Source organism: Plasticicumulans sp. (genome assembly GCF_035331805.1).
In the GTDB taxonomy this organism is placed as follows: domain Bacteria; phylum Pseudomonadota; class Gammaproteobacteria; order Competibacterales; family Competibacteraceae; genus Plasticicumulans.
Map to the genome: position 1 here is coordinate 1 of NZ_DAOLKE010000438.1, position 2,599 is coordinate 2,599.

Here is a 2,599-nt window from a genome sequence, read left to right on the forward strand (position 1 = left end):
GCATGTGCGCCTCGCGCCCGGCTTCGCGGTCGCGGCGCTGCACGTCGACGGCAGCGGGCGCGTGTGGCTCGCCGGGGCCGGCGAATACGCGCTCGCCGCCGGTGCGCCGCTGCCGCAGCCCTTCGTGCCGGGTCCGGGCTTCCGGCCGCTCGCCGAAGACCCCGATCCGCTCACGCTGCGCTGGCGCGCGCCGCTGCCGCCCGGCGAGGTGCTCGCGCTCGCCGGCGATGCGACGGCACTGTACCTGCTGCTCGATCGCGGCGACGGCGCGCAGGATCTCGCCCGTCGTGCGCTCGGCGACGAACCCGAGCCCTGGCAGGTGTTCCCGATTCCGGCCGATGCCGCGCTGCCGTGGGCGAGCGATCTCGCCGCGCCCGGCGACGGCACGCTGCTGCTCGCCTGCGCGCCGCAGCCCGACGATGCCGGCTTCCGCGCCTGCGACGTGCCGCAGGTACGGCTGATCGAAGACGACGACGGCGGTGCGCACGTCGAGGCGCTGCGGCTGCGCTGGCCGCAGATGGCACGGCCGCAGTCGGCGCGCGTCGTGATTTCGGCCGATGGCCGGCCGCGCTATCTCGCCGCCGACGGCCCGCGGCCGTGGCTGAAGCTGCCGCAGCCCGAATACGCACCGGCCGGCCAGCTCGACACCGCGCCCGCGGCCCTCGATGGCCGCGCCCCTGGCACGGTCTGGCATCGGCTGTACCTCGAAGCCTGCCTGCCGCCCGGCTGCCGGCTGCGGCTCGCCGCACGCGCCGCCGACACGCCGGCCGCACTCGCTGCCGCCGACTGGCAGCCGCAGCCGGCGCCGGTCTGGAATGCGCTGCCCTCGGAGCTGCCCTGGCATCCCGGTCTGCTCGCGCCGCAGCGGCCCGGCGAGCGCGGGCTGTTCGAGCTGCTGCTGCAGCAGGCCGACGGCAACGTCCGCCGCCTCGCCGGGCGCTGGCTGCAGTTGCGGATCACGCTCGCCGGCGACGGCCGGCGCACGCCGCAGCTGCACGCGCTGCGCGTGTACGCGCCGCGCTTCGACTATCAGGAGCGCTACCTGCCGGAGCTGTTCCGCCAGCAGGAAAGCCGCCGCGAGGCTTCGGCCCCGGCCAACGGTGCCGACCTGCGCGAACGCCTGCTCGCGCTCTGCGAGGGTCTGCTGACGCCGCTCGAAGGCCGCATCGCCGCCGCCGAGACGCTGCTCGATCCGCAGGCGGCGCCGGCCGCGCTGCTGCCCTGGCTCGCGGGCTATCTCGGGCGCACGCCGCTCGCCGACTGGCCCGAGGCGCGCGTGCGCCGCTGGCTCGCGCATCTGGGCGAGCTGCTCGCGTGGCGCGGCACGCTGCGCGGCGTCGTGCTGGCGCTCGATCTCGCGACCGATGGCGCCGTGGCCCGCGGCGAGATCGTGCCGGTCGAGAACTTCCGGCTGCGCCGCAGCATGGCGACGCTGCTCGGCCTGCTGCCCGATGCCGACGCGCATCCGCTGACGCTCGGCACGACGCGCTCGGGCAACTCGATCGTCGGTGACAGCCTGATCCTCGCCGACAGCCTCGACCTCGACCGGCCCGAGACCCGCGCGTTTCTGGCGCTGTTCGCGCCGGAACAGGCACGGGCCGGCGACGAGCGCGCCGCGGTGCGGGTGTTCTTCGAACGCTACGCGCACCGCCTGAGCGTGCTGCTGCACGGCCCCGGCCGCGCCTGGCAGGGCGTGGTCGAGCAGGTGCTCGAAGACGAACTGCCGGCGCATCTGGCCCGGGACGTATACCCGGCCGAATTCCCGTTCGTGCCCGGCCTGTCGCCGCTGCTCGGCTACGACACCTGGCTGGAAACCACGCCGCCGCCGGCCGGCGTGCAGCTCGACTTCACCCGCCTCGGCCGCGCCGGCGTGCTGCTCGATGCCGCCTCGCTGCTGCCCGCTGGAGCGCCGTCATGACCGGGACCGCTACCGATTTCGACTCTCCGCTGCGCCACGACGCCGTGGCAATGCTGCCCGCTGGAGCGCGGCCATGACCGATGCCGATCAGGACTCTCCGCTGCGCCATGACGCCGAAGCCGGACCGCTCGCGCGCGTCGCGTTCCGCCCCGGCATGCTGCTCGGCGTCGAGGCGCTGCTCGCCGAGCAGGACTATCACCGCCGGCGGCTGAACCGCCATGCGCGGCTGCTGCACGGCTTGGGCACGATCTACGGCCTGCTGGTGACGCTGGAGCCGCCGGCCGCACCGCTGCCGCTGCGGCTGGTCGTGCATCCGGGCATCGCGCTCGATGCGCTCGGGCGCGAACTGCTGCTGCCCGAGCCCTACGGCATCGACCTGCCCGCCTGGCTCGCCGAGCAGGGTGCCGAGGCCCTGCTGCCGTTCAGCACGCCGCCCGATGCCGCCGAAGGCGCGCCGCGCTCGCTCGTGCTCGAAGTCGCGCTGCGCTACGTCGACTGCGCGCTCGGCCTGCAGCCGGTGCTGGCCGCCGCGACCAACGCCTCGACCGACGCAGTCGCTGCGAGCCGCGCCGGCGAGGCCTTCGAGCTGCTGCTGCGCGGTGCCGACCTGAATCCGCCGCCGCCCGACCCGCCGCCGGCGACGCTGCCGAGCCCCGCCGAGCAGGCCCGGCTCGACGCCGC

The 2,599-nt window shown here is 75.7% G+C and carries 1 protein-coding gene and 1 pseudogene; both read left to right on the forward strand.

Annotation, left to right across the window (positions count from 1 at the left end; translation table 11 throughout):
- Positions 1 to 1,918 (forward strand): phage tail protein (locus tag PKE44_RS18065; RefSeq protein WP_324554023.1); only part of this gene is annotated, 1,918 nt, incomplete at its 5' end.
- Between the two features lie 73 nt (positions 1,919 to 1,991).
- Positions 1,992 to 2,599, forward strand: a pseudogene (locus tag PKE44_RS18070) (hypothetical protein); the annotation flags it as partial.